The following is a 22,372-nucleotide window of genomic DNA, read 5'->3' as shown; positions in this document are numbered from 1 at the left end:
TTCAGATCGACTCGGGCACCATCTCGATCGCGCCGCACGGGCATTCGGAGGCGCACACGCCGCAGCCCTTGCAGTAGTCGAGGTTGAACCGGAACCGGTTGCCGGGGCCCAGCTTGATCACGGCGTTGTCGGGGCACACGCCGTAGCAGTTGTCGCACTCGAAGCAGTTGCCGCACGACAGGCAGCGGCGCGCCTCGAACAGCGCGTTCTCCTCGGTCAGGCTGCCCTGCACCTCGTCGAAGCTGCTCGACCGGCGGCCGGCGTCGAGCTGCGGCCGCATGGTCTTGGGCGCATCGCTGTAGTACCAGGGGTTCAGCCGCTCGAAGGTGGCCAGCGGATGCTTGGGCGCCGGCTCCAGCGCGACGTCGCGCAGCCAGGCGTCGATCTGGCGCGCCGCCTTCTTGCCGTGGCCGACGGCCACGGTGACGTTGCGGTCCGCGGGCACCATGTCGCCGCCGGCGAACAGGCCGGGATAGCCGGTCATCATCGTCTTCGGGTCGACCTGCACCACGCCGTCCTTGACCTGCAGCCCGGGCACGCCCTCGAGCAGCGAGAGGTCGACGTCCTGGCCGAGCGCCAGCACCAGCGAATCGGCCTCCAGCGTCTCGAACTCGCCGGTCGGCTGCGGGTTGCCCTTGTCGTCGAGCTTCATTTTCTCGATCGTGAGCGCGCCCTCGCCGGCCTGCTTGATGGTGGAGAGCCACTTGACCATCACGCCCTCGGCCAGCGCTTCCTCGCACTCGAAGTCGTGCGCCGGCATCTTCTCGCGGTTGCGGCGGTAGACGATCACGGCCTCGGTCGCGCCCAGCCGCTTGGCGGTGCGCGCGACGTCGAACGCCGTGTTGCCGCCGCCGTAGACCACCACCCGGCGGCCCAGCATCGGCTTGTCCTCGCCTTCCATCGAGCGCAGCACCGCGACCGCGTCGAGGATGCGCGACGAATCCTTGGCCGGAATGAAGGCGCGCTTGGCGATGTGGGCGCCCACGGCCAGGAAGGCGGCATCGAACCTGCCGGCCTTCATCTCGTCCTCGATGCGGGCCACCTTCGCGTTCAGTTCGACCTGCACGCCCATGGCGACGATGCGCTGCATCTCGGCGTCGAGCACGTCGCGCGGCAACCGGTATTTCGGGATGCCGAAGCGCATCATGCCGCCCATCAGCGGGCCGGCCTCCTTGACGGTGACGCGGTGGCCCAGGCGCCGCAGGTGGTAGGCGGCCGACATGCCGGAGGGGCCGGCGCCGACGATCAGCACGTGCTTGCCCGATTCCTGCGCCGGCGGCTCGAACGCCCAGCCGCGCTTGAGCGCCTCGTCGCCCAGGAAGTGCTCCACCGAGTTGATGCCGACGGCCTGGTCGAGCTTGCCGCGGTTGCAGGCGCCTTCGCAGGTGTGGTAGCAGACGCGCCCCATGATCGCCGGGAACGGGTTCTCGCGCGTCAGGTGCCGCCAGGCTTGTTCGTAGTCGCCGCTTTCGGCGTGGAACAGCCAGCCCTGGATGTCCTCGCCGGCCGGGCACTGGGCGTTGCAGGGCGGCAGCCGGTCGACGTAGACCGGCCGTTCGGTGCGCCACGAGCCGGTCTTGTTGGCCAGGGACGAACCGACGTCGAGCGTGATGGCAAAAGGTTTCTGCATGGTCATTCCGCGGCCTCGTCGAGCAGGCCGAACCGGCGGATGTTGCGGTCGGCGTCGGCCTGGATCCGCGCGAGCATCTCGGGATGGCCGGGCGTGCCGAACAGGTGCGCAAACCGCTTCTGGGGCTTCAGGTACTCCTCCACCGGCACCCGGCGGCGGATCTTGGTGACCGCGGTGACTTCGCCGCGCTCGGCTTCGAACACCGGGAAGATGCCGGTCTCGCGCGCCAGCCGCGCCAGCTTGACGGAGCCGTTGCTGGCCGAGCCCCAGCCCAGCGGGCAGGGCACCAGCACGTGCAGGTAGCGGGCGCCGCGGATGGCCATCGCCCTGGTCACCTTGTCCTCCAGGTCGTGCAGGTCGGCCACGGTGGCGGTGGCGACATAGGGGATCTCGTGCGCCATCGCGATCAGCGGCACGTTCTTGCCCTGGCCGAAGTTCGCGCCGGGCTGCTCGCCGACGGCCATGGTGGTCGCGGTGCGCGCCCCCGGCGGGGTCGCCGAGCTGCGCTGCACGCCGGTGTTCATGTACGCCTCGTTGTCGTAGCAGATGTACAGCACGTCGTCGTTGCGCTCGAACATGCCCGACAGGCAGCCGAAGCCGATGTCGGTGGTGCCGCCGTCGCCGCCCTGGGCGATGACGCGGACGTTGTTCCTGCCCTTGACCTTGAGCGCCGCGGCGATGCCGGTGCCGACGGCGGCCGCGTTGCCGAACAGCGAATGGATCCACGGCAGTTGCCACGAGGTTTCCGGATAGGGCGTCGAGAACACCTCGAGGCAGCCGGTGGCGTTCGCGGCGATGAGCTGGTTGTCGGTCGCGCGCATCGCGGCGTCGACCGCATAGCGCGCGCCCAGCGCCTCGCCGCAGCCCTGGCAGGCGCGGTGGCCGGAGTTCAGCGAGTTGCTGCGTTCCAGCGAAGCCTGCACCGTGCGCTGCTCCGGCGCCAGCAGCCGGTTGCCGACGGTGAAGGTGCCGGTCTGGTAGAACTTGATCGGGGCGTTCATCACATCACCTTCGAGGCCACGGTGCCGACGTCGCGCAGCAGGTTTTCGGCGATCGGCCCGCTGCGCCGGGTGGCGGCTTCGCGTTCGAGCTGCCGGTTGACGATGCGCCAGTCGAGGTCCATGAACGTGAGCGGCGGCAGCGTGCCGTCCGCCGCCTCCTTGAAGGTGCGCGCCAGCGAGGCCTTGGTGATCGCGCGGCCGCCGAGGCCGGCGATCACGGTGAAGCACTGGGTCGGCAGGCCGGCCAGCGCCATGCGCACGTCGGTGGAGACCACCCCGCCGAGCCCGACCGAGAAGCTCTTTTCCAGCACCACCACCCGCTTGGCCTCGTGCAGGAAGGAGCGCACCGCGATCAGCGGGAACGGCCGGAACGACTGGATGCCCAGCACTCCGATCTTGATGCCCGCGTCGCGCAGTTCGTCGACCGTGTCCTTGATCGTGCCCAGCACCGAGCCGAGCGCCACCACGATGGTCTCGGCGTCGTTGCAGCGGTAGCAGCGGGCCAGTCCGCCGGCGTTGCGGCCGAAGCGGGCCTCGAACTCGTCAGCGATCTGCGGAATGCGCTCCAGCGCCATCGTCTGCTTGGCGTGGGCGAGGTAGCGCACTTCCATGAACGCCTCGGGCCCGACCATCGCGCCCATCGACACCGGGTCGGCCGGGTCGAGCACCTGGCGCGGCTCGTAGGGCGGCAGGAAGGCGTCGACGTCGGCCTGGCTGGGCAGGTTGACCCGCTCGTAGGCGTGGGTCAGGATGAAGCCGTCCATGCACACCATCACCGGCATCGAGAGCTCCTCGGCCAGCTTGAACGCCTGGATGTGCAGGTCCAGCGCCTCCTGGTTGCTCTCGGCGAACAGCTGGATCCAGCCGCAATCGCGCTGGCTCATCGAGTCGCTGTGGTCGTTCCAGATGTTGATCGGCGCGCCGATCGCGCGGTTGGCCACCGTCATCACGATCGGCAGCCCGAGCCCCGACGCGTTGTAGACCGCTTCCACCATGTACAGCAGCCCCTGGCTCGCGGTCGCCGTGTAGGTGCGGGCGCCGGCGGCGCTGGAGCCGATCGCCACGCTCATCGCGGCGAACTCGCTCTCCACGTTGATGAATTCGCACGGCTGCAGCGAGCCGTCCTTCACCAGTTCGCCGAGCCCCTCGACGATGTGGGTCTGCGGCGAGATCGGATAGGCGCAGATCACCTCGGGCCGGGCCAGTGCCACGGCTTCGGCGACCGCCTGGGAGCCTTCAATTTGCTTGAGCATGGGTGTTCAATTGCTCCAGTTCGCGCCGCACGGCGGCACCGGCCTCGGTCGCCGCGGCCACGTTGGCCTCGGCGATGCGGGTGGGAAACTTGCGCCGGATCGCGTGCGCCACCGCCTCCAGCGTGACCAGCCCCGACAGCGCGGCGAAGCCGCCGAGCAGCACGGCGTTGGGCAGCGGCCGGCCGAGGTGCTTCAGCGCGATCTCGGTCGCCGGCACGGTCAGCAGCCGCTCGCGCCGGAACCGCTGCGCGATCTCGCCCAAGCCCAGCTCGTCGAAGCTGCGCTTGCTGTTGATCAGCACGTAGCCGTCGGGCCTGAGGCCCTGGAACACGTCGACCTGGTACAGCAGCGTGGGGTCCTGCACGATCAGCACGTCGGGCTCGAGGATCGGCTCGCGCAGCCGGATCTCGCGGTCGTCGATCCGGCAGAACGCCACCACCGGCGCCCCGGTGCGCTCGGAACCGAAGCTCGGGAACGCCTGGGCGTGCCGCCCCTGCTCGAACGCGGCGATCGAGAGCATTTCAGCCGCGGTGACCACCCCCTGGCCGCCCCGTCCGTGAATGCGAATTTGCAGCATGTGAAATCACTTCCCACAATCTTGTATGGGCGATTCTTTGTGTTTCGCCGCCCGGCCCATTGACGTGGGTCAAGCGCGATTCACCACCGGCCCGCGGCCCCTGGCGGGGCGCTGCCGCGGCCGACTGCCCGGCTCGGCGCGGGGCGCGAATCGCCCAGCATCGCCCTCGGGAATGGGCGGCGCGGGGAAGCCCCCGCGAGCGCCAAGCGCCCCGGCCCCAGTGGTTGGGCCGGCGCTCCCGCTGCGCGTCGCTCAGCTCGGCGGACGGCGGGTCGCCGTCACGGCGCCTCGGGATCCTGCGCCGCGCCGAGCGTGAAGAAGAAGGTCGCGCCCTCGCCTTCGACGCTCTCCGCCCAGACCCGGCCGCCATGGCGGCCGATGATGCGCCGGACGTTGGCCAGGCCAATGCCCGTGCCGGGGAAGTCGGCGCCCGCATGCAGGCGCTGGAAGGTGCCGAACAGCCGGTGCGCCTGCCCCGCGTGGAAGCCGGCCCCGTTGTCCCGCACGAAGTACACGGTCTGGCCGCCGTCGGTGCGCGCGCCGAAGCTGATTTCGGCCACCGCGCGCCGGCTGGTGAACTTCCAGGCGTTCGCCAGCAGGTTCTCCAGCGCCATCTGCAGCAGCCGCGCGTCGCCGTCGACCAGCAGCCCCGGCTGCACCTGCCAGGCGACCGTGCGGCCGGGGTCGTGCTCCTGCAGGGCCGCCAGCACGCCCTGCGCCAGCGCCGCGAGATCGACACGGCCCCAGGCGAGCGGCGCCTGCGACACGCGGGCCAGCGAGAGCAGCGCCTGGGTGAAGTCCTCCATCTGCCGCGCCGCGGCCCGGATGCGCCTCAGGTACTCGCCGTCGCTGGCCGAGCCGCCACGTTCCAGCGAGCCGGCGAGGATGGCGGCGAACCGTTCCACGGTCGCGATCAGCGCCCGCAGATCGTGCGCCAGCGAATGGGCGAAGGCCTTGAGTTCGGTATTGGCCGATTCGAGCTGCGCGGTGCGCACCCGCACCCGGTCGGCCAGGTCCGCGTTGAGCGCCTCGATCTGCCGCCGCGCCCGCAGCCGTTCGGTCTGGTCGCGGATGATCACGTAGCTGCGGGTTTCGCCACCGCCGGTCTGGTAGTCGACGGCGGTGATCTCGGCCTCGAAGCGCGAACCGTCGCCGCGCACCATGGTGAGGTCGCCCTTGCAGACGCCGGTGCGGCGCCGCTGGGCGCGCAGCGCGTCGATGCGGCGGTCCTCGGCGGCGACCAGGCCGCTGCGGCCGACCCGGCGGAACTGCGCCTGCGTCATGCCGAACAGGGCGCAGGCCGCCGGATTGGCCTGCTCGACGGCGCCGTCGGGGCGGGCGTTCAGGATCGCGTCGATGCTGGTCTCGAACAGCATGCGGTGCTGGTCCTCGGTGTCGCTCAAGGCGCGCCGCATCCGGTGCTCCTGCGTGACGTCGCGCAGGTAGACCGCCAGCCCGAGTGGCGAGGGAAACGCCTTCACCTGCGCCCACAGGTCCAGCGGCGCGAAATGCGATTCGAATTCCACGGCGCGGTAGGTGGCCAGCGCGCGTTCGTACTCGCGGTGGAACGCCGACTCGAGCGCCTCCGGGAAGGCGTCCCACAGCACCTGGCCGACCAGTTGCTCGCGCGGCCGGCGCAGCAGCCGCTCGGCCTCGCGGTTGACGTACGTGAAGCGCCACTCGCGGTCGATCGTGAAGAACGCGTCGCTGATGCTCTCCAGCGTCGCGACCAGCCGCTCGCTGGTCTCGTGCGCCCGCTGCGCGGTCGCCTTCGGCTCGGTGATGTCCTGCACGGCGCCCCGGATGCGCACGATGTGGCCCTGGGCATCGCGCTCGGCCTCGCCGATCAGGCGCATCCAGACCGCCCGCTGTTGGCTGCGGGCCAGGGCTTCCACCTCGAACGCGGTGCCGTGGCTCAGGCAGGCCTGCAGGGCCTGCTCGACGCTCGAGCGGTACTGGGGATCGATCGCCGAGAGCAGCACTTCGATCGTGAGCGGCCCGTGCCGGCGGGCGTCGTAGCCGTGCATGGCCAGCGCCTCGCTGGACCAGTGCAGCCGCATCTGCGGAAGGTCGAGGGTCCAGGCGCTGAGGCGGCCAAGGCGCATCGCCATGCCCAGCACGGCGCCGTCGGCGGCCTCCGGCGCCGCCCCGCCGGCGCCCGGCCGGCTCGACAGGTAAGACTTCATGAGTGGCGCTCCCTGCGCAGCGCAGGGCGTCGCGCTTGGCCGCGCCGCGCCTTGAGCTGCTTCACGTCACAGTTGTTTGGAGCGCAGTCTCGCGCAGCCGGGCAGGGGCCGCCGTAAGTCGATTGCCTAACCAATTCGGGCCACCCCGAAGCCGCGGTCGTCGCTGAAGGCAGGCGCCGGGGCCCGCCGGTGCGCGCTCAGCGCCGCGCGATCGCCTGCTGGTACAGCCCGCGCACGCGCGGCACGTTTTCCTGCAGGCGGCGCATGCGTTCCGGGCCGCTCGGGTGGGTCGACAGGAAGGCCGGGCCGGCGTTGCCGCCCTGCGCCTGCGCCATCTTCTGCCACAGGCGCAGCGACGCATTGGGATCGAAGCCGGCGCGCGCCGCCAGCTCCAGCCCCACCAGGTCGGCGTCGATCTCGTCCTCGCGGCTGAAGCGCAAGGTCAGCAACTGGGTGCCGATGTTCGCCGCGATGTCGCCGATCTGGCCCAGGCCGAGGATCTGGGCGCCCAGCGACAGCAGCGTGCCGGTGCCCTGGCTCTTGGCGATGCGCTCGCGCGCATGTTCGCGCAGCGCATGGGCCATCTCGTGGCCCACCACCATCGCGGTTTCGTCCTCGCTCAAATGCAGCTGGTTCAGCAAGCCGGTGAACACCGCGATCTTGCCGCCGGGCATGCAGAAGGCGTTGATCTGCTTGCTGCCGATCAGGTTGACCTCCCAGCGCCAGGAGCGGGCCCGGTCATTCCAGCGCGCGCTCTGCTCGATCAGCCGCCCGGCGACCGAGCGCAGCGCCTGCAACTGGGGATGGCTCTCGGGCGCCAGCGCGCCCTGCTGGCGCGCCTGTGCCAGCAGCTTGGCGTATTCCTGGGTCGCCGCCAGTTCCAGTTCGTCCGCCGGCACCAGCGTGCGCAGGCGCGACGCCGGGCCGACCTGCACCTGCGCCAGCACCGGCGCAGCCGCGCCCGCGGCCAGCGCCGTCAGGAAGCCGCGGCGCGGCAGCGAGGACCTGGCGTAGCACTGGAGGCACATGCGGCCATGATAATGACGCACCATTGCAGCCATGTCGGACAACACCCCCACTGCCCCTCAGACCGAGCCACGTCCAAGCTGGGGCCAGACGCTGGCGGTGTACCTCGAGCCGGCCACCCTGCGCATGCTGTTTCTCGGCTTCTCCGCCGGGCTGCCGCTGCTGCTGGTGCTGGGCACCTTGAGCTTTCGCCTGCGCGAAGCCGGCGTCGATCGCGCCACCATCGGCTTCCTGAGCTGGGTGGGGCTGGCGTACGCCTTCAAGTGGCTGTGGGCGCCGCTGGTCGACCGGCTGCCGATCCCGCTGCTGTCGCGCGCCCTGGGACAGCGGCGCGCGTGGCTGCTGGTCGCGCAGGCGGTGGTGATGGCGGGACTGGTCGGCATGGCGGTGGCGGACCCGCGCGCCGGCCTGCAGACGATCATCTGGTGCGCGATCGCCGTCGCCTTCGGCTCGGCCACCCAGGACATCGCGCTCGACGCGTTCCGCATCGAGTCGGCCGGCAGCGACCGGCAGGCGGCGCTGGCGGCCACCTACCAGACCGGCTACCGGCTGGCAATGATCTGGGCCGGCGCCGGGGTGTTGTGGATCGCGGCGGGGGCCGAGGTCGCGGGCCTGCAGGCCTACCAGCAGGACGCCTGGCGCACCGCCTACCTGGCCATGGCCGGCTCGATGCTGGTGGGCGTGCTCACCGTGTTCGTCTCGCGCGAGCCGCGGCCGCGCGACGCCCGGGCCGACCGGTCGCTGCGGCGCGACCTCGCAGGGCAACTGGCGCGCGACGGGCTGTCGATCGGCTGGCCGCAGGCGCTGGTCGGCGCCGGACTGCTCGGGCTGATGACGGCGATGGTGCGCGCGCCGCTGGGCGCGATCGGCTGGCCCGAGGCCGTGCTGCACGCGCTGGCGCTGGCGCTGGGCGCGGTCGGACTGTGGGCCGGCTGGGGCGCCGGCCGCACGCTGAAGGTGCGGGTGCCGCCCGGGCTGGCCCCCGCCGCCGCATGGCTGCAGCTGGTGGTGGTCGAGCCGTTCGCCGAATTCCTGCGCCGCTACGGCTGGCAGGCGGTGCTGATCCTGATGCTGATCTCGGTGTACCGCATCAGCGACATCGTCATGGGGATCATGGCCAACCCGTTCTACGTCGACATGGGCTACACCAAGAGCGAAGTGGCCGCTGTCACCAAGGTGTTCGGCGTGATCATGACGCTGGCCGGGGCCTTCGTCGGCGGCGTGCTGTCGCTGCGCTACGGGGTGATGCGCATCCTGATGCTGGGCGCCGTGCTGAGCGCCGCCAGCAACCTGCTGTTCGCCTGGCTCGGCACCCGCGGCCACGATTTCGGCGCGCTGATCGCGATCGTGTCGGCCGACAACCTCTCCAGCGGGATCGCCTCGGCGGCGTTCGTGGCCTATCTCTCCAGCCTCACCAACGTCGGCTATTCGGCGACGCAGTACGCGCTGTTCTCCTCGGTCATGCTGCTGCTGCCGAAGTACCTCGCCGGCTTCTCCGGCGAATACGTGAACGCCTACGGCTACGTCAATTTCTTCACGTCGACGGCGCTGCTCGGCCTGCCGGTGCTGCTGCTGGTCTGGCTGGCCTCGCGCGTGACGACGGTCAAGGCCCGGTAGCGCGGCGCGTTGACTGGGCCGCGGCGCGGGCCGCTCGCATCGCATCGACGCGGCCATTTACCTAACTTTACCGCCGCTTCAAGCGGCGCGTCGGCTGCGCCGCCACCATGGCTGCTCGGCGTTTCCCGAGCGTGCAGCGATTCATTACCATCCGGCCATGCAGCAACTGTTGATCATCGAGGACGACGCCCGCCTGGCACAGATGGTGGGCGAGTACCTGGAGCGTTCCGGCTTCGGCATCACCCATGCGATCGACGCCAAGGCCGGCCTCGCCCTGTTGCAGGAACCGGGGGCCGGCGCCGCGCCCGACCTGGTGATCCTGGACCTGATGCTGCCGGACATGGACGGGCTGGAGGTGTGCCGCCGCATCCGCGCGCTGCCGGGCGACCGCGGCCAGGTGCCGGTGCTGATGCTCACCGCCAAGGGCGATCCGATGGACCGCATCGTCGGCCTCGAGCTGGGCGCCGACGACTACGTGCCCAAGCCCTTCGAGCCGCGCGAACTGCTGGCACGGATCCGCGCCATCCTGCGGCGGCGCAGCGGCGGCCCGGAGCCCGCCGCGAAGGTGATGCGCTTCGGCTCGCTGGAGATCGACCGCGACGCGCGCACCGTCACGGTCGGCGGCAAGCCCTGCGAGCTCACCTCGTACCAGTTCGACCTGCTGATCACGCTGGCCGAGCGCGCCGGCCGGGTCCTGACCCGCGACCAGATCATGGAAGCCGTGCGCGGCCGCGAACTGGAGGCGTTCGACCGCTCGATCGACGTCCACATGGGCCGCATCCGCGCGGCGATCGAAGCCGATCCCAAGAACCCGAAGCGCATCCTCACCGTGCGCGGCGTCGGCTACGTGTTCGCCAAGCAGCAGGACTGAAGGAGCCGCTCGCGATGGCGCCCTGGCGGGACCGGTTCCGTTTTCCCCTCTACCTGCGGCTGTGGCTGGCGGTCGTGCTGGCGGTGGTCGCCGTCACGCTGGCCTTCGGCTGGCTGTGGCGCGTCAACGCGCAGCAGGCGCCGGCGCGCGAAGTGATCATCCGCAACGAAGGCGGCGAGATCATCGGCCGCGTGACGCAGCGCGCGGCCTGGGTGCCGGGCCAGGGCCTGGAGTTCCAGGTGACCATGAATGACGGCAGCACCCAGTTCGTGCAGCTGCCGCCGCGCGCGCGCGGTCCCGGCGAGGGCCCCTCGACGCGGCCCTGGCTGCGCACCTCCAACAACCTGCTGTGGATCCTGGGCATCACCGCGCTGGCGGTGGCCATCGGCGCCTACCCGATCGTGCGGCGGCTGACGCAGCGGCTCGACGACATGCGGCGCGGCGTCGAGCGCTGGGGCGAGGGCGACCTGTCGGTGCGGATCAACGAGGCCGGCTCCGACGAGCTCGCCTTCGTCGCCCAGCGCTTCAACCACGCGGCCGAGCGGCTCGAGGCCCTGCTCAAGACCCACAAGTCGCTGCTGGCCAATGCGTCGCACGAGCTGCGCTCGCCGCTGGCGCGCATCCGCATGGGGCTGGAACTGATGGGGCCGGACGCCTCCGAGTCGTTCAAGGACGAGATCCGCCGCAACATCGCCGAGCTCGACCAGTTGATCGACGAGATCCTGCTGGCAAGCCGGCTCGATGCCCGGGAGACCGACATCGGCAGCTTCGAGGCGGTCGACCTCACCGGCCTGGCGGCCGAGGAATGCGCGCGCACCGCCGCCGAACTGCTGCCGGCGGCGGACGGGCAGGCGGTGGTGGCGCGCGGCGTGGTCAAGCTGCTGCGGCGCGCCATCCGCAACCTGCTGGAGAACGCCCGCCGCTACAGCAGCGGGCCGGTCACCACCGAGCTGGCGCGCGAAGGCCGCGAGGTCGTGCTGCGGGTGCGCGACCGCGGTCCCGGCGTGCCGCCCGCCGAGCGCGAGCGCATCTTCGAGCCGTTCTACCGGCTGCCGGGCGCCAGCGAAGTCCATGGCGGCGTCGGCCTGGGCCTGGCGCTGGTGCGCTCGATCGCGCAGCGCCACCACGGCAGCGTGGCCTGCGAAGACCAGGACGGCGGCGGCGCCTGCTTCGTGCTGCGGCTGCCCGCCGCGCCGGGCTGAGCGAGGCCGATTCCCCGCGGCCGGGTCCGGTCGTTGGGCGCCGGGCAGGCACGCCGCCGGGCGTTCGCCGCCACAATCCGGCCATGAACCTTGCCCTCGCCTCCCGCTTCAGCCGCCGCTTCGATCTGGCTTCTCCGATCGCGCTGGCGCCCATGGCCCTGGCTTCCGGCGGCGCCCTGGCCGCGGCCTGCGCGCGCGCCGGCACGCTCGGCCTGGTCGGCGGCGGCTACGGCGACCTGGCCTGGACCAGCCGCGAATACGGACTCGCCCAGGAACTGGCCGGCGGCACCGGCCGCATCGGCTGCGGCTTCATCGTGTGGAAGCTCGATCAGGACGCCTCCGCGCTCGACTGGGTGCTGGAGCGCCGGCCGCGCGCGATCATGCTGTCGTTCGGGGACCCGCAGCGCTACGCCGCGCGCATCCAGGCAAGCGGCGCCGAGCTGATCTTCCAGGTGCAGCGCCTGGAGGAGCTGCCGCGCGCGGTCGACGCGGGCGCCACGGTGGTCGCGGTGCAAGGCGGCGAGGCCGGCGGCCACTGCGTCGACTCGCTCAACAGCCGGGCCATCATCTCGTTCGTGCCGGAGGCGGCGGACTGGCTGGCAGCGCATGCGCCCGACACCATGCTGCTGGCCGCCGGCGGCATTGCCGACGGCCGCACGCTGGCGGCCGCCCGCGTGCTCGGCGCCGACGGCGCGCTGGTCGGCTCGCGGCTGTGGGCGTCGGCCGAAAGCCTCGCCGCCCCGGGCGCCAAGCAGCAGGCGCTGGCGACCACGGGGGACGGCACCGCGCGCAGCCGCATCTTCGACGTCCTGCGCGGCAAGGACTGGCCGCAGCCCTACGACTTCCGCTGCATCCGCAACGACCTGCACCGGCGCTGGGAGCACCGCCTGCCGGAGCTGCTGGCGGACCCCGGGCCGGCGCGGGCCGAATACGAAGCCGGTCTGCAGGCCGGCGATTTCACCCGGGCCCATGCGACCGTGGGCGAGGCGGTGGGGCTGATCAACGACCTGCCGACCGCGGCCGACATCGTCCAGCGGATGACGCGGCAGGCGCAGGCGATCCTGGGTTAGCGCGGCGCGCCGGCGGCTGCGGGCCTCGCGCCCGGCCCTTCAAGTGCCCGCCGAGCGCAGCAGTTCCAGCACCCGCTGCGGCGTGATGTCGAACAGGCAGCGCTGGTGGCCCAGCGGGCACTCGCGCTCGAAGCACGGCGCGCAGTCCAGCGGCGGCTGGTAGCCGGGATCCTGCTTCAGCCAGACGACCTGCGCGTGCTGGTTCAAGGGCGGCGTGTGCAGCGGACTGGACGAGCCGAACAGGGCCACCTGGGGCACGGCGAACGCCGCCGCCACGTGCATCAGCCCGGAGTCGTTGCTGACCACCGAACGGGCCGCCGCGATGATCGCGAAGGCCTCGACCAGCGAGGTCCGACCGGCCAGGTCGATGCAGCGGGCGGCGCCGGCCTCCCGCGCGATCTCGGCGCACAGCGGCGCCTCCTTGGCCGACCCGAGCAGCACGCTGGGCCGGTCCAGCGCGCGGGCCAGTTCGGCGAAGTGGATCGGCGGCCAGCGCTTGGCCGGTCCATACTCCGCGCCCGGCGCGAATACCACGTAGCCTTGCCGCTGCAGCCCGTGCGTGCCGAGCGCCGCCGTCACGGTGGCGGCGTCCAGCTGCAGCCGCGGCCGGTCGGCCTCGAGGCCCTCGGTCTCGCCGCTCAGGGCCGAGTAGAACGCCACCATCGGCGGCTTGTTCCTGGGATTCTTCAGGCGCTCGGTCAGCAGGCCGACGCGCGCCTCGCCGAGGTAGCCGACGCGCCTGGGGATGCCGCAGAGAAAGGGCAGCAGCGCGCTCTTGAGCGAGTTCGGCAGCACGTAGGCGACGTCGAAGCGGCCCGAGAGCTCGCGGGCGATGGCGCGCCGGGCCCGCAGCTGCAGGCCGCCGTGCTGGAACGGGAACTCGACGACGTGGTCGACCTCGGGCATGGCCCGGTACACCGGCGCCACCCATGGCAGCGCGCCGACGGTGAGCCGCTCGCCGCGGGCCCGCAGCCGCGCCAGCAGCGGCTGCGTCATCACGGCGTCACCGATCCACTGCGGGGCGACGATGAGGGTTTGGGTCACGTGTCGTCATCCCGGGCTGGACCGGGACGCCGCGGCGCCAGGCGCAGTCGCGGCGGGCGGATCGCAAGCCGCGGCCGCCGGCGACCGGCGCTCAGTGGCCGCCGCCGAAATGCTCGCCGGCCTTGAGCTTGTACACGGTGCCGCAATAGGCGCACATCGCCTGGCCGGTGCTGGCCACGTCGAGGTAGATCCGGGGATGGCTGTTCCAGAGCTTCATGTCGGCCTTGGGGCTGGGGCAGAACACCCCGCCGTTGGCGTTCAGGTCGGAAGTCAGGAGCTCCACGACCGCCTCTTTCTTCACTGCCTTGTCCATGATCAGACCTTGGTGAGCCAGTTGGCGTACTTCGGATTGCGGCCGTTGACGATCTCGAAGAAGGCGCTCTGGATCTTCTCGGTGATCGGGCCGCGCGAGCCGGCGCCGATCTCCAGGCGGTCGAGCTCGCGGATCGGCGTCACTTCGGCGGCGGTGCCGCTGAAGAAGGCCTCGTCGGCGATGTAGACCTCGTCGCGCGTGATGCGCTTCTGCACGATCTCGATGCCCAGGTCGCGGCAGATCGCGAACACGGTGTTGCGGGTGATGCCGTTCAGGGCGCCGGCCGACAGGTCGGGCGTGTAGATCACGCCGTTCTTGACGATGAAGACGTTCTCGCCAGCGCCCTCGCTGACGAAGCCCGAGCTGTCCAGCAGCAGCGCCTCGTCGTAGCCGTCGTCCAGCGCCTCCATGTTGGCCAGGATCGAGTTGCTGTAGTTGCTCACCGCCTTGGCCTGCGTCATCGTGATGTTGACGTGGTGGCGCGAGTAGCTGGAGGTCTTGACGCGGATGCCGCGCTTCATGCCTTCCTCGCCCAGGTAGGCGCCCCAGGCCCAGGCCGCGCACATGACGTGGATCTGGTTGCCCTTGGGGCTGACGCCCAGCTTCTGCGAGCCGATCCAGACCAGCGGCCGGATGTAGCAGGACTCCAGCTTGTTGGCGCGGACCACGGCGCGCTGCGCCTCGTTGACCTGCTCCTTGCTGAACGGGATCTGCATGCGCAGGATCTTGGCGCTGTTGAACAGGCGGTCGGTGTGCTCCTGCAGGCGGAACACGGCGGTGCCGTCGACGGTGTTGTAGGCCCGGACCCCCTCGAAGACGCCGCAACCGTAGTGCAGCGTGTGGGTCAGCACGTGGATCTTGGCGTCGCGCCAGTCCACCATCTCGCCGTCCATCCAGATCTTGCCGTCGCGGTCGGCCATCGAGGGAGCGATCATGAGCCTTGTCCTTTTTCCGTCAGGGGTAAAACCTGCAGATTTTAAGCGCCCCGTCCGGGCGCCGCCCGGCCGGCCACCAGGGCATCCACCTTGGTCACGGGCAGGCGGCGGCGCTCGGGCGTGACGGCGGCCAGCGGCGCCACTTCGCGCATCGAGGCCAGGCTGCGCACGGTGAGCTCCTGGTAGACCTCGGTGCCGGCGCGCTTGCCGGCCACTTCGTCGTCGCTGAGCTCCCGGCGCACCTTGGCCGGGATGCCCGCGACCAGGGTCCGCGGCGGCACCTTCATCGCCGCCGGAACGAAGGCGCAGGCCGCGACCATCGCTTCGGCGCCGATCTCGGCTTCGTCCAGCACCACCGCGTTCATGCCCACCAGCGCGTCGCGGCGCACGATGCAGCAATGCAGGACGGCGCCGTGGCCGATGTGCCCGTTCTCCTCGATCAGCGTGTCCTGCCTGGGAAAGCCGTGGACGACGCAGGTGTCCTGCACGTTCGCGCCGCGCCGCAGCACGATGCGGCCGAAATCGCCCCGCAGCACGGCGGCCGGCCCGACGAAGCAGTCGGGGCCGACGATCACGTCGCCGATCAGGACCGCCGTGGGATGGACGTAGGCGCTCGGGTCGACCACCGGCACCACGTCGTCGATCGCGTAGCAAGGCATTGCTGTCTCCTGGGGTTCTCGCGGGCCATTATGGGGTCGGCCGTATAGTGGATCCGAGGAGACCTTGACCATGACCGTCTCGCCCACCCCGGCCACCCTGGCGCCGACGGCGCTGATCGACAGCGACCACCCGGCGGTGCGCGAATTGGCCGCGCGCGCCCACGGCGCCACGCCCCGGGACCGGGCGGTCGACCTCTACTACCTGGTGCGCGACGAATTCCGCTACGACCCCTACCGCGTCGACCTGAGCGTGGCCGGCCTGCGGGCCAGCCGGGTGATCGAATGCGGCTACGGCTGGTGCGTGCCGAAGGCGGCGCTGCTGGCCGCGGCCGCCCGCGCCGCCGGCATTCCGGCGCGGGTCGGCTACGCCGACGTGCGCAACCATCTCTCCACCGAGCGGCTGCGCAAGATCCTGCAGACCGACCTGTACGTCTGGCACGGCTACACCGAGCTGTGGCTGGAGGGCGCCTGGGTGAAGGCGACGCCGGCGTTCAACCTGGCGCTGTGCGAGCGCTTCGGCATCCACCCGCTGGATTGGGACGGCCGCACCGATTCGCTGTACCACCCCTACGACAAGGAAGGACGGCGCCACATGGAGTACGTCAACCAGCGCGGCAGCTTCGACGACGTGCCGGCGGCGCGGATCGCCGCGGACTTCGCGGCGCTGTATCCCGGCTGGGCCAAGCCGCCCGAAGCGGAGGCGGACTTCGCCGCCGATGCGGCGCGGGAAGCGCGCTGAGTCCGTTTCGGCCGTGTGGTGTTCAGCGGCTCATGCCGGCGGCGCTGCTTCCGGCTGCTCGGGCCGCGACAGCGTCCACTTCGCCAGCCGGCCCTTGACGAACTCGCAGGTGACGCTGGACGCCGTGCCGTCGGTCCAGCGGTAGATCTCCGGCTCCTCGTGCTCCGCCGACAGCCGCTCGCCCATCGCCTCGGTCATTGCGATCACGTGCAGCAGGTTCACGCCCGGCTTGAGCTTGGCGTTGAGCATCACCGCGCTGCCGACGTACCCCATCGGCCGGTCGGCGGTCTTGCCGAGCACCCGCGTCAGGCGCGTGAAGTGCAGCAGCATCCACATCACGATGCCGCTGAGCACCAGCGCGACGCCGGCCCAGCCGTAGGCGCGCCAGGCGGCGGCAACCAGGACCACGCCCAGGATGGGCGCCAGGATCTTCTGCAGGTTCATGAGTCGATTGTCATTGGTTTGGCGGCCGCCGGCACTGCGGCCACTGCGTACCGGCTCAGTCGAGGCCGCGCACCACGTCCATCGCTTCCTCGATCCGGTCCACCGGGTGGATGGCGAGCCCTTCGATCTCGCGGCTGCCCTTGCGCGGCGCGTTCGCCTTCGGCACGACGGCCACCGAGAAGCCCAGTTTCGCCGCTTCGCGCAGCCGCTCCTGGCCGCGCGGCGCCGGCCGCACCTCGCCGGCCAGCCCGACCTCGCCGAAGGCGATGAAGCCCTTGGGCAGCGGCCGGCCGCGCAGGCTGGAGGTGATCGCCAGCATCACGGCCAGGTCGGCCGCCGGCTCGCTGATGCGCACGCCGCCGACGGCGTTGACGAACACGTCCTGGTCCATGCAGGCCACGCCCGCGTGCCGGTGCAGCACCGCCAGCAGCATCGCCAGCCGGTCGCGGTCCAGGCCGACCGACAGCCGGCGCGGGCTCGGGCCGCCGCTGTCCACCAGCGCCTGGATCTCCACCAGCATCGGCCGCGTGCCTTCCAGCGTCACCAGCACGCAGCTGCCCGGCACCGGCTCGCTGTGCTGCGACAGGAAGATCGCGCTCGGATTGGCCACGCCCTTCAGGCCCTTCTCGGTCATGGCGAAGACGCCGATCTCGTTGACGGCGCCGAAGCGGTTCTTGATCGCGCGCACCAGCCGGAAGCTGGAGTGGGTGTCGCCCTCGAAATAGAGCACCGTGTCGACCATGTGCTCCAGCACCCGCGGCCCGGCCAGGGCGCCCTCCTTGGTGACGTGGCCGACCAGCACGATGCTGGTGGCGCCGGCCTTGGCGGCGCGCGTCAGGTGGGCGGCGCACTCGCGCACCTGGGCCACCGAGCCGGGCGCGGAGGTGAGCTGGTCGGAATAGACGGTCTGGATCGAGTCGATCACCGCCACCGCCGGCTGCGTCGACGCGATCGTCGCCAGGATCTTCTCCAGCTGGATCTCGGCGAGCACCTTGACCTGCGAGTTGTCCAGGCCGAGCCGGCGCGAGCGCAGCGCCACCTGGGCACCGCTTTCCTCGCCCGTCACGTACAGCGTGGGCACCTCCGCCCGCTGCAGCGCGTCGAGCGCCTGCAGCAGCAGCGTCGACTTGCCGATGCCCGGGTCGCCGCCGATCAGCACGACGCCGCCCTCGACGATGCCGCCGCCCAGCACCCGGTCGAGTTCGCCGATCCCGGTCGGCGCCCGCTCGACGTCGCTGGCCTCGATGTCGGCCAGGGCGGTCACCGCCGCCGTCTTGGCCAGCGAGGCGAACCGGTTGCGGCCGGGGGCCGCCGACTCCGGCACCGTTTCGATCAGCGTGTTCCAGGCCTCGCAATGCGGGCACTTGCCCAGCCAGCGCGGGCTGGCGCCGCCGCACTCGGTGCAGGTGTAGCTGGTTTTTTCCTTCGCCATTGCCGCGCGACTATAGCCGCCTGGCCACCGGCGCCCGGGCGAGGAGGTATTCTGCGAACCGGGCCCCGTGACGGGGGGGCCATGGCGGGGCCGCAACCCGCCAGCGACCGAGACCCCGGCCCGCAGCCGCACGAGAGGAGCTTCGAATGAGCAGCACACTCACCGCCGCGGTGGCGCAGACCGCCACCGTCCTGCTGGACACGCCGGCCACGCTGGAACGCGCGCTGGCGCTCATGGCCGAAGCCGCGGCGCGCGGCGTGCAGCTGCTGGTGTTCCCCGAAGCCTTCCTCGGCGGCTACCCGAAGGGCGCCGACTTCCACATCTACCTGGGCGGGCGCACGCCGGAGGGCCGCGCCGAATTCCGGCGCTACCACGAGGCGGCGGTCACGGTGGACGGTCCGGAGATCGCGCAACTGGCCAAGGCGGCGGCGCGGCATCAGATGTATGCCGTGGTGGGCATCATCGAGCGCGACGGCGGCACGCTGTACTGCACCGCGGTGTACCTCGGCCCGGACGGTCGGGTGCTGGGCAAGCACCGCAAGCTGATGCCGACCGCGCTGGAACGGCTGGTCTGGGGCTTCGGCGACGGCTCGACGCTGGCGGCCGTGGACACGCCGTTCGGCCGGCTCGGCGCCGTGATCTGCTGGGAGAACTACATGCCGGCGCTGCGCATGGCGATGTACCAGCAGCGGGTGGCGCTCTATTGCGCGCCGACCGCCGACGACCGCGACACCTGGGCCGCCAGCATGCAGCACATCGCGCTGGAAGGCCGCTGCTTCGTGCTCTCGGCCTGCCAGCACCTGCGGCGCTCGCAGTTCCCCGACGCGATCGCCAACCGCCTGCCCGGCGCCGCCGACACCGTGCTGATGCGCGGCGGCAGCGTCATCGTCAACCCCCTGGGCCAGCTGCTCGCCGGCCCGGTGTTCAACGAGGACGCGCTGCTGACGGCGGAGCTGGACCTGGGGCTGATTCCGATGGCGCAGATGGACTTCGACGCGGTCGGCCACTACGCGCGGCCCGACGTGTTCTCGCTGCACGTGAACACGGCGCCGCAGCACGCCGTGTGCATGGACGGCGGCCCGTCCGGGGAATAATCGCAGGCCGACCGCCGTCACCGACCGCCCATGCCGCACCTCGTCGTCCTCTACACCCCCAACCTTGAACCGCAGGCCGACCTGACGGCACTGTGCCGCGCGCTGTGCGACACCATGCTCGCGGTGCGCGACGAAGCGGGCCGGCCGGTCTTTCCGACCGGCGGCACCCGGGTGCTGGCCTATCCGGCGGCCCACTGCGCCGTGGCGGACGGCCAGGGCGACTATGCCTTCATGTACCTCAACCTGCGGATGGCCGCCGGCCGCACCGACGCCGTGAAGCGGCAGGTCGGCGACAGCCTGCTCGAATGCGCCAGGGCCCGGCTCGCGCCGCTGTTCGCGCAGCGCCCGTTCGGCATGACGCTGCAGATCGACGAGAGCCCGGGGCAGGTCTACGACGGCAAGCACAGCACCTTGCATCCGCTGTTCAACACGTAGCCGCAGCCGCGATCGCCATCCCTTTCATCCAGGAAGCCGACATGCACTCTCCCGTCAATCCCTTCAAGCAGGCGCTGCGCGAGCGGCGCGCCCAGATCGGCCTGTGGCTCGGCCTGGCCGACCACTACACCACGGAGATCTGCGCCGGCGCCGGCTTCGACTGGCTGCTGATCGACGGCGAGCACTCGCCCAACGACCTGCGCAGCATCCTGCAGCAGGCGCAGGTGATCGCCGGCTACCCGGACAGCCATGCGATCGCGCGCGTGCCGGTGGGCCACGGCGTCGGCGGCACCGCGATCATCAAGCAGTTCCTCGACCTGGGCATCCAGACGCTCCTGGTGCCGATGGTCGACACGCCGCAGCAGGCGCAGGAGCTGGTGCGGGCGATGCGCTACCCGCCGCAGGGCATCCGCGGCGTGGGCGGCGCCCGCGCGTCGCGCTGGGGACGGTTCGCAGACTACCCGAACGAAGCCAACGAGCAGGTCTGCCTGCTGGTGCAGGCCGAGACCGGCGCCGCGCTGGACAACATCGAAGCCATGGCGGCCATCGACGGCGTCGACGGCATCTTCATCGGCCCGTCCGACCTCGCCGCATCGCTGGGACACCTGGGCCGTTCCGGCCATCCCGAGGTCCAGCGGGCGATCGAGGACGCGATCGTCCGCATCGTCAGGACCGGCAAGGCGGCGGGCATCCTGACGCCCGACGAGGCGCTGGCGCGGCGCTACCTCGAACTGGGCGCGACCTTCGTCGCCGTCGGCCTGGACAACAACCTGCTGGCCAGGGCGACCAGCCAGCTGGCGGCACAATTCAAGCCGGCCGCGCGCTGAGCCGGCGGCCGGCCGCCGCCGGCAGGGGCGGCCACGACAACCACCAATGCAGGAGACACCCCATGGCCCGCGGACCGCACCGAGCGCAACCGGCAGCAGCCAGGACGTGATGAAGATCGCGATCGTCGGCGCCGGCGCCATCGGCGGCTGGCTGGGGGCGAGGCTGGCGCAGGCCGGTTGCGACGTCAGCGTGCTCGCGCGCGGCGCCACGCTGGCCGCGCTGCGCGCGCACGGGCTGCGGCTGCACGAGCCGGACGGCACGACCACGGCGGCGGTGCGCGCCAGCGACGACGCGGCCCGGCTCGGCGCCCAGGACCTGGTGGTGATCGCCGTCAAGGCGCCGGCGCTGGCCGGCGTCGCCGCGCAGCTGGCGCCGCTGCTGGGCCCCTCGACCGTCGTGCTCACGGCGATGAACGGCGTGCCGTGGTGGTTCTTCCAGGGCTTCGGCGGCCGCTACGCCGGCACGCGGCTGCAGGCGGTCGACCGCGACGGCGCGATCGAACGCGCCATTCCCGCGCGCCATGTGGTCGGCTGCGTGGTCCATGCCAGCTGCTCGCTGGCCGGCCCCGGCGAGCCGCGCCGCCACTTCGGCGACAAGCTGATCGTCGGCGAGCCCTCGGGCGCGCGGTCCGAGCGGGTGCAGCAGCTGGCCGCCCTGCTCCAGCGCGCCGGCTTCGAGACGGTGCTGTCCGAGCGGATCCAGCAGGACATCTGGTTCAAGCTGTGGGGCAACATGACCATCAACCCGGTGAGCGCGCTGACCGGCGCCACCAGCGACCTGATCCTGCAGGACGAGCTGGTGCGCGGCTTCGTCAGCAGCGTGATGCTGGAAGCCAGGGAGATCGGCACGCGCATCGGGCTGCCGATCGAGCAGCGGCCCGAGGACCGGCACCAGGTCACGCGCAAGCTCGGCAAGTTCAAGACCTCGATGCTGCAGGACCTCGAGGCCGGCCGGCCGGTGGAACTGGACGCGCTGGTCACCGTGGTCAGGGAGCTGGGCGCGCTGACCGGCGTGGCCACGCCGTTCACCGACGCCCTGCTGGGACTGGCGCGGCTGCAGGCGCAGGTGCGCGGGCTCTACTGATGCAGGGCCGCGCCCTCAGCACGACGGCGTTCGCCACGCTCCTGCTCATCGCCCTGATGATGGGCGCCAACCACGTCGCCGCCCGCGTCGCTTTCAACAACGGCGTCGACGTCGCCACCGCGGTCGTGTTCCGCAGCACGATCACCGCGGCCGTGCTGATGGTGCTGATCGCGCTGCAGGGCGTGCCGGTGGCCTTCACGGCGCGCCACAAGCGGATGCTGCCGCTGATCGGCCTGCTGGTCGGCGTGCAGAGCCTGTGCCTGTATTCCGCGGTCGCGCGGCTGCCGGTGGCGCTGGCGCTGCTGGCGTTCAACACCTACCCGATCTGGACCGCGTTCTGGGCCGCCGTCATCTACCGCCACCCGGCCGAGCGGCCGCTGCTGATCGCGATGCCGGTGATCCTGGCCGGACTGGCGCTGGCGCTCGACGTGTTCGGCGCCGCCTCGGGCCTGGGCGCGGCCGGCCAGTGGGCGCGCATCGGCGCCGGGGTCGGCTTCGCGCTGGCCGCGGCCGGCACCTTCGGCCTGGCGCTGGTGATCACGCAGCACGAGGCGGCCGACGTCGACGGCCGCGTCCGCACCGCCGCCACCATGACGCTGGCCGGCGCGGTCGCCCTGGGCACCGTGGCGCTGCAAGGCGGCTTCCACCTGCCGACGGCCAGCCCCGGCTGGTGGGGCATCGCGACGCTGACCTTGCTCTACGGGACGGCGTTCACCATCATGTTCACCGTCCTGCCCAAGCTCGGCGTGGTCGGCAACTCCGCCATCATGAACGTCGAGCCGGTGTTCGCCCTGGTCCTCGGCTGGCTGCTGCTGGGGCAGGCGATCGCGCCGCAGCAGGTGGTCGGCGCGCTGATCGTGGTCGGCGCCGTGATGGCGCTGGGGATGCGCAAGCGGCCGTGAAAAGCCCGACAGCCGAACGCAGCGGACGCAA

Annotated in this window: 22 protein-coding genes; 10 read left to right on the top strand and 12 right to left on the bottom strand. The window is 71.5% G+C overall.

All coding sequences use genetic code 11. The features are described 5' to 3' along the window. Window position 1: 1 nt before the first annotated feature. The 6 genes from VNT59_RS09220 to VNT59_RS09195 all read right to left on the bottom strand — a co-directional run bounded on the left by VNT59_RS09220 (window position 2) and on the right by VNT59_RS09195 (window position 7,675). Window positions 2-1,630: an NAD(P)-binding protein gene (locus VNT59_RS09220; protein ID WP_325498037.1), complete on the bottom strand. Its 1,629-nt coding sequence runs from the start codon at window positions 1,628-1,630 to the stop codon at window positions 2-4. 2 nt (window positions 1,631-1,632) lie between these two features. Beyond that, window positions 1,633-2,631: a thiamine pyrophosphate-dependent enzyme gene (locus VNT59_RS09215; protein WP_325498036.1), complete on the bottom strand. Its 999-nt coding sequence runs from the start codon at window positions 2,629-2,631 to the stop codon at window positions 1,633-1,635. Next, entirely contained in the window at window positions 2,631-3,884 is a 1,254-nt protein-coding gene (gene porA, locus VNT59_RS09210) for a pyruvate ferredoxin oxidoreductase (protein ID WP_325498035.1), read from the bottom strand. Before porA ends, VNT59_RS09215 begins: the two co-directional genes overlap by 1 nt. Beyond that, window positions 3,868-4,461 carry a 2-oxoacid:acceptor oxidoreductase family protein gene (locus tag VNT59_RS09205; RefSeq protein ID WP_325498034.1) on the bottom strand — a complete coding sequence of 198 codons (594 nt, stop codon included), beginning with the start codon at window positions 4,459-4,461 and terminating at the stop codon, window positions 3,868-3,870. The genes porA and VNT59_RS09205 overlap by 17 nt, the downstream gene beginning before the upstream one ends. A 278-nt stretch (window positions 4,462-4,739) precedes the next feature. After that, window positions 4,740-6,647 (bottom strand): PAS domain S-box protein, encoded by a 1,908-nt coding sequence (locus tag VNT59_RS09200; protein WP_325498033.1) that lies wholly within the window; start codon window positions 6,645-6,647, stop codon window positions 4,740-4,742. Window positions 6,648-6,844: 197 nt separating this feature from the next. Next, entirely contained in the window at window positions 6,845-7,675 is an 831-nt protein-coding gene (locus VNT59_RS09195; RefSeq protein ID WP_325498032.1) for a M48 family metallopeptidase, read from the bottom strand. 31 nt (window positions 7,676-7,706) lie between these two features. Between VNT59_RS09195 and VNT59_RS09190 the strand changes: the two genes are divergently transcribed. The 4 genes from VNT59_RS09190 (at window position 7,707) to VNT59_RS09175 (ending at window position 12,433) form a co-directional block, all read left to right on the top strand. Further along, window positions 7,707-9,290, top strand: a complete 1,584-nt coding sequence (locus VNT59_RS09190) for an AmpG family muropeptide MFS transporter (protein ID WP_414708371.1) — start codon at window positions 7,707-7,709, stop codon at window positions 9,288-9,290. 157 nt (window positions 9,291-9,447) lie between these two features. Next, window positions 9,448-10,161, top strand: coding sequence for a response regulator transcription factor (locus VNT59_RS09185; protein ID WP_325498031.1), 714 nt, complete (start codon window positions 9,448-9,450; stop codon window positions 10,159-10,161). 14 nt (window positions 10,162-10,175) lie between these two features. Then, window positions 10,176-11,363, top strand: coding sequence for a sensor histidine kinase (locus VNT59_RS09180; RefSeq protein ID WP_325498030.1), 1,188 nt, complete (start codon window positions 10,176-10,178; stop codon window positions 11,361-11,363). Between the two features lie 83 nt (window positions 11,364-11,446). Then, the gene (locus tag VNT59_RS09175) at window positions 11,447-12,433 is read left to right on the top strand and encodes a nitronate monooxygenase (RefSeq protein WP_325498029.1); all 987 of its coding nucleotides are present in this window, start codon (window positions 11,447-11,449) and stop codon (window positions 12,431-12,433) included. Window positions 12,434-12,472: 39 nt separating this feature from the next. Here the strand turns inward: VNT59_RS09175 and waaF are convergent, their stop codons facing one another. The 4 genes from waaF to VNT59_RS09155 form a co-directional block, all read right to left on the bottom strand. Further along, window positions 12,473-13,477, bottom strand: coding sequence for a lipopolysaccharide heptosyltransferase II (gene waaF / locus VNT59_RS09170; RefSeq protein WP_325498028.1), 1,005 nt, complete (start codon window positions 13,475-13,477; stop codon window positions 12,473-12,475). Between the two features lie 91 nt (window positions 13,478-13,568). Then, the gene (locus VNT59_RS09165; RefSeq protein WP_325498027.1) at window positions 13,569-13,790 is read right to left on the bottom strand and encodes a zinc-finger domain-containing protein; all 222 of its coding nucleotides are present in this window, start codon (window positions 13,788-13,790) and stop codon (window positions 13,569-13,571) included. A gap of 2 nt (window positions 13,791-13,792) precedes the next feature. Continuing rightward, on the bottom strand, window positions 13,793-14,725 hold the full coding sequence (locus VNT59_RS09160) for a branched-chain amino acid transaminase (protein ID WP_325498026.1): 933 nt from the start codon (window positions 14,723-14,725) through the stop codon (window positions 13,793-13,795). 41 nt (window positions 14,726-14,766) lie between these two features. Then, window positions 14,767-15,384, bottom strand: a complete 618-nt coding sequence (locus VNT59_RS09155; protein ID WP_325498025.1) for a transferase hexapeptide repeat family protein — start codon at window positions 15,382-15,384, stop codon at window positions 14,767-14,769. 70 nt (window positions 15,385-15,454) lie between these two features. Here VNT59_RS09155 and VNT59_RS09150 point away from each other — a divergent pair, with 70 nt between their 5' ends. Next, window positions 15,455-16,123: a transglutaminase family protein gene (locus VNT59_RS09150; RefSeq protein WP_325498024.1), complete on the top strand. Its 669-nt coding sequence runs from the start codon at window positions 15,455-15,457 to the stop codon at window positions 16,121-16,123. Window positions 16,124-16,153: 30 nt separating this feature from the next. Here VNT59_RS09150 and VNT59_RS09145 read toward each other — a convergent pair whose 3' ends face one another. After that, window positions 16,154-16,567 (bottom strand): glycerate kinase, encoded by a 414-nt coding sequence (locus VNT59_RS09145; RefSeq protein ID WP_325498023.1) that lies wholly within the window; start codon window positions 16,565-16,567, stop codon window positions 16,154-16,156. Window positions 16,568-16,622: 55 nt separating this feature from the next. Next, entirely contained in the window at window positions 16,623-17,999 is a 1,377-nt protein-coding gene (gene radA, locus VNT59_RS09140; protein WP_325498022.1) for a DNA repair protein RadA, read from the bottom strand. A 146-nt stretch (window positions 18,000-18,145) separates the two neighbouring features. Here radA and VNT59_RS09135 point away from each other — a divergent pair, with 146 nt between their 5' ends. The 5 genes from VNT59_RS09135 to VNT59_RS09115 all read left to right on the top strand — a co-directional run bounded on the left by VNT59_RS09135 (window position 18,146) and on the right by VNT59_RS09115 (window position 22,341). Beyond that, on the top strand, window positions 18,146-19,093 hold the full coding sequence (locus VNT59_RS09135; RefSeq protein WP_325498021.1) for a carbon-nitrogen hydrolase family protein: 948 nt from the start codon (window positions 18,146-18,148) through the stop codon (window positions 19,091-19,093). A 30-nt stretch (window positions 19,094-19,123) separates the two neighbouring features. Beyond that, window positions 19,124-19,528, top strand: coding sequence for a 5-carboxymethyl-2-hydroxymuconate Delta-isomerase (locus VNT59_RS09130; protein WP_325498020.1), 405 nt, complete (start codon window positions 19,124-19,126; stop codon window positions 19,526-19,528). 41 nt (window positions 19,529-19,569) lie between these two features. Beyond that, window positions 19,570-20,355, top strand: coding sequence for an HpcH/HpaI aldolase/citrate lyase family protein (locus VNT59_RS09125; RefSeq protein WP_325498019.1), 786 nt, complete (start codon window positions 19,570-19,572; stop codon window positions 20,353-20,355). Between the two features lie 109 nt (window positions 20,356-20,464). After that, window positions 20,465-21,439: a 2-dehydropantoate 2-reductase gene (locus tag VNT59_RS09120; RefSeq protein ID WP_325498018.1), complete on the top strand. Its 975-nt coding sequence runs from the start codon at window positions 20,465-20,467 to the stop codon at window positions 21,437-21,439. After that, window positions 21,439-22,341 (top strand): DMT family transporter, encoded by a 903-nt coding sequence (locus VNT59_RS09115; RefSeq protein ID WP_325498017.1) that lies wholly within the window; start codon window positions 21,439-21,441, stop codon window positions 22,339-22,341. Before VNT59_RS09120 ends, VNT59_RS09115 begins: the two co-directional genes overlap by 1 nt. Window positions 22,342-22,372 lie beyond the last annotated feature (31 nt).

The organism is Ramlibacter sp. (genome assembly GCF_035554825.1).
GTDB lineage: Bacteria > Pseudomonadota > Gammaproteobacteria > Burkholderiales > Burkholderiaceae_C > Ramlibacter.
This window is presented reverse-complemented; position numbering and strand designations above follow the sequence as displayed.

Excerpts from the sequence above, each read along its gene's own strand:
- VNT59_RS09190 (WP_414708371.1), top strand. The coding sequence starts at position 7,707 with ATGTCGGACAACACCCCCACTGCCCCTCAGACCGAGCCACGTCCAAGC.
- VNT59_RS09195 (WP_325498032.1), bottom strand. The coding sequence starts at position 7,675 with ATGTGCCTCCAGTGCTACGCCAGGTCCTCGCTGCCGCGCCGCGGCTTC.
- radA (WP_325498022.1), bottom strand. The coding sequence starts at position 17,999 with ATGGCGAAGGAAAAAACCAGCTACACCTGCACCGAGTGCGGCGGCGCC.
- VNT59_RS09165 (WP_325498027.1), bottom strand. The coding sequence starts at position 13,790 with ATGGACAAGGCAGTGAAGAAAGAGGCGGTCGTGGAGCTCCTGACTTCC.
- VNT59_RS09115 (WP_325498017.1), top strand. The coding sequence starts at position 21,439 with ATGCAGGGCCGCGCCCTCAGCACGACGGCGTTCGCCACGCTCCTGCTC.
- VNT59_RS09130 (WP_325498020.1), top strand. The coding sequence starts at position 19,124 with ATGCCGCACCTCGTCGTCCTCTACACCCCCAACCTTGAACCGCAGGCC.
- VNT59_RS09220 (WP_325498037.1), bottom strand. The coding sequence starts at position 1,630 with ATGCAGAAACCTTTTGCCATCACGCTCGACGTCGGTTCGTCCCTGGCC.
- VNT59_RS09155 (WP_325498025.1), bottom strand. The coding sequence starts at position 15,384 with ATGCCTTGCTACGCGATCGACGACGTGGTGCCGGTGGTCGACCCGAGC.
- VNT59_RS09125 (WP_325498019.1), top strand. The coding sequence starts at position 19,570 with ATGCACTCTCCCGTCAATCCCTTCAAGCAGGCGCTGCGCGAGCGGCGC.
- VNT59_RS09205 (WP_325498034.1), bottom strand. The coding sequence starts at position 4,461 with ATGCTGCAAATTCGCATTCACGGACGGGGCGGCCAGGGGGTGGTCACC.
- VNT59_RS09180 (WP_325498030.1), top strand. The coding sequence starts at position 10,176 with ATGGCGCCCTGGCGGGACCGGTTCCGTTTTCCCCTCTACCTGCGGCTG.
- VNT59_RS09135 (WP_325498021.1), top strand. The coding sequence starts at position 18,146 with ATGAGCAGCACACTCACCGCCGCGGTGGCGCAGACCGCCACCGTCCTG.
- VNT59_RS09200 (WP_325498033.1), bottom strand. The coding sequence starts at position 6,647 with ATGAAGTCTTACCTGTCGAGCCGGCCGGGCGCCGGCGGGGCGGCGCCG.
- VNT59_RS09120 (WP_325498018.1), top strand. The coding sequence starts at position 20,465 with ATGAAGATCGCGATCGTCGGCGCCGGCGCCATCGGCGGCTGGCTGGGG.
- VNT59_RS09145 (WP_325498023.1), bottom strand. The coding sequence starts at position 16,567 with ATGAACCTGCAGAAGATCCTGGCGCCCATCCTGGGCGTGGTCCTGGTT.
- VNT59_RS09160 (WP_325498026.1), bottom strand. The coding sequence starts at position 14,725 with ATGATCGCTCCCTCGATGGCCGACCGCGACGGCAAGATCTGGATGGAC.
- VNT59_RS09150 (WP_325498024.1), top strand. The coding sequence starts at position 15,455 with ATGACCGTCTCGCCCACCCCGGCCACCCTGGCGCCGACGGCGCTGATC.
- VNT59_RS09185 (WP_325498031.1), top strand. The coding sequence starts at position 9,448 with ATGCAGCAACTGTTGATCATCGAGGACGACGCCCGCCTGGCACAGATG.
- porA (WP_325498035.1), bottom strand. The coding sequence starts at position 3,884 with ATGCTCAAGCAAATTGAAGGCTCCCAGGCGGTCGCCGAAGCCGTGGCA.
- VNT59_RS09175 (WP_325498029.1), top strand. The coding sequence starts at position 11,447 with ATGAACCTTGCCCTCGCCTCCCGCTTCAGCCGCCGCTTCGATCTGGCT.
- VNT59_RS09215 (WP_325498036.1), bottom strand. The coding sequence starts at position 2,631 with ATGAACGCCCCGATCAAGTTCTACCAGACCGGCACCTTCACCGTCGGC.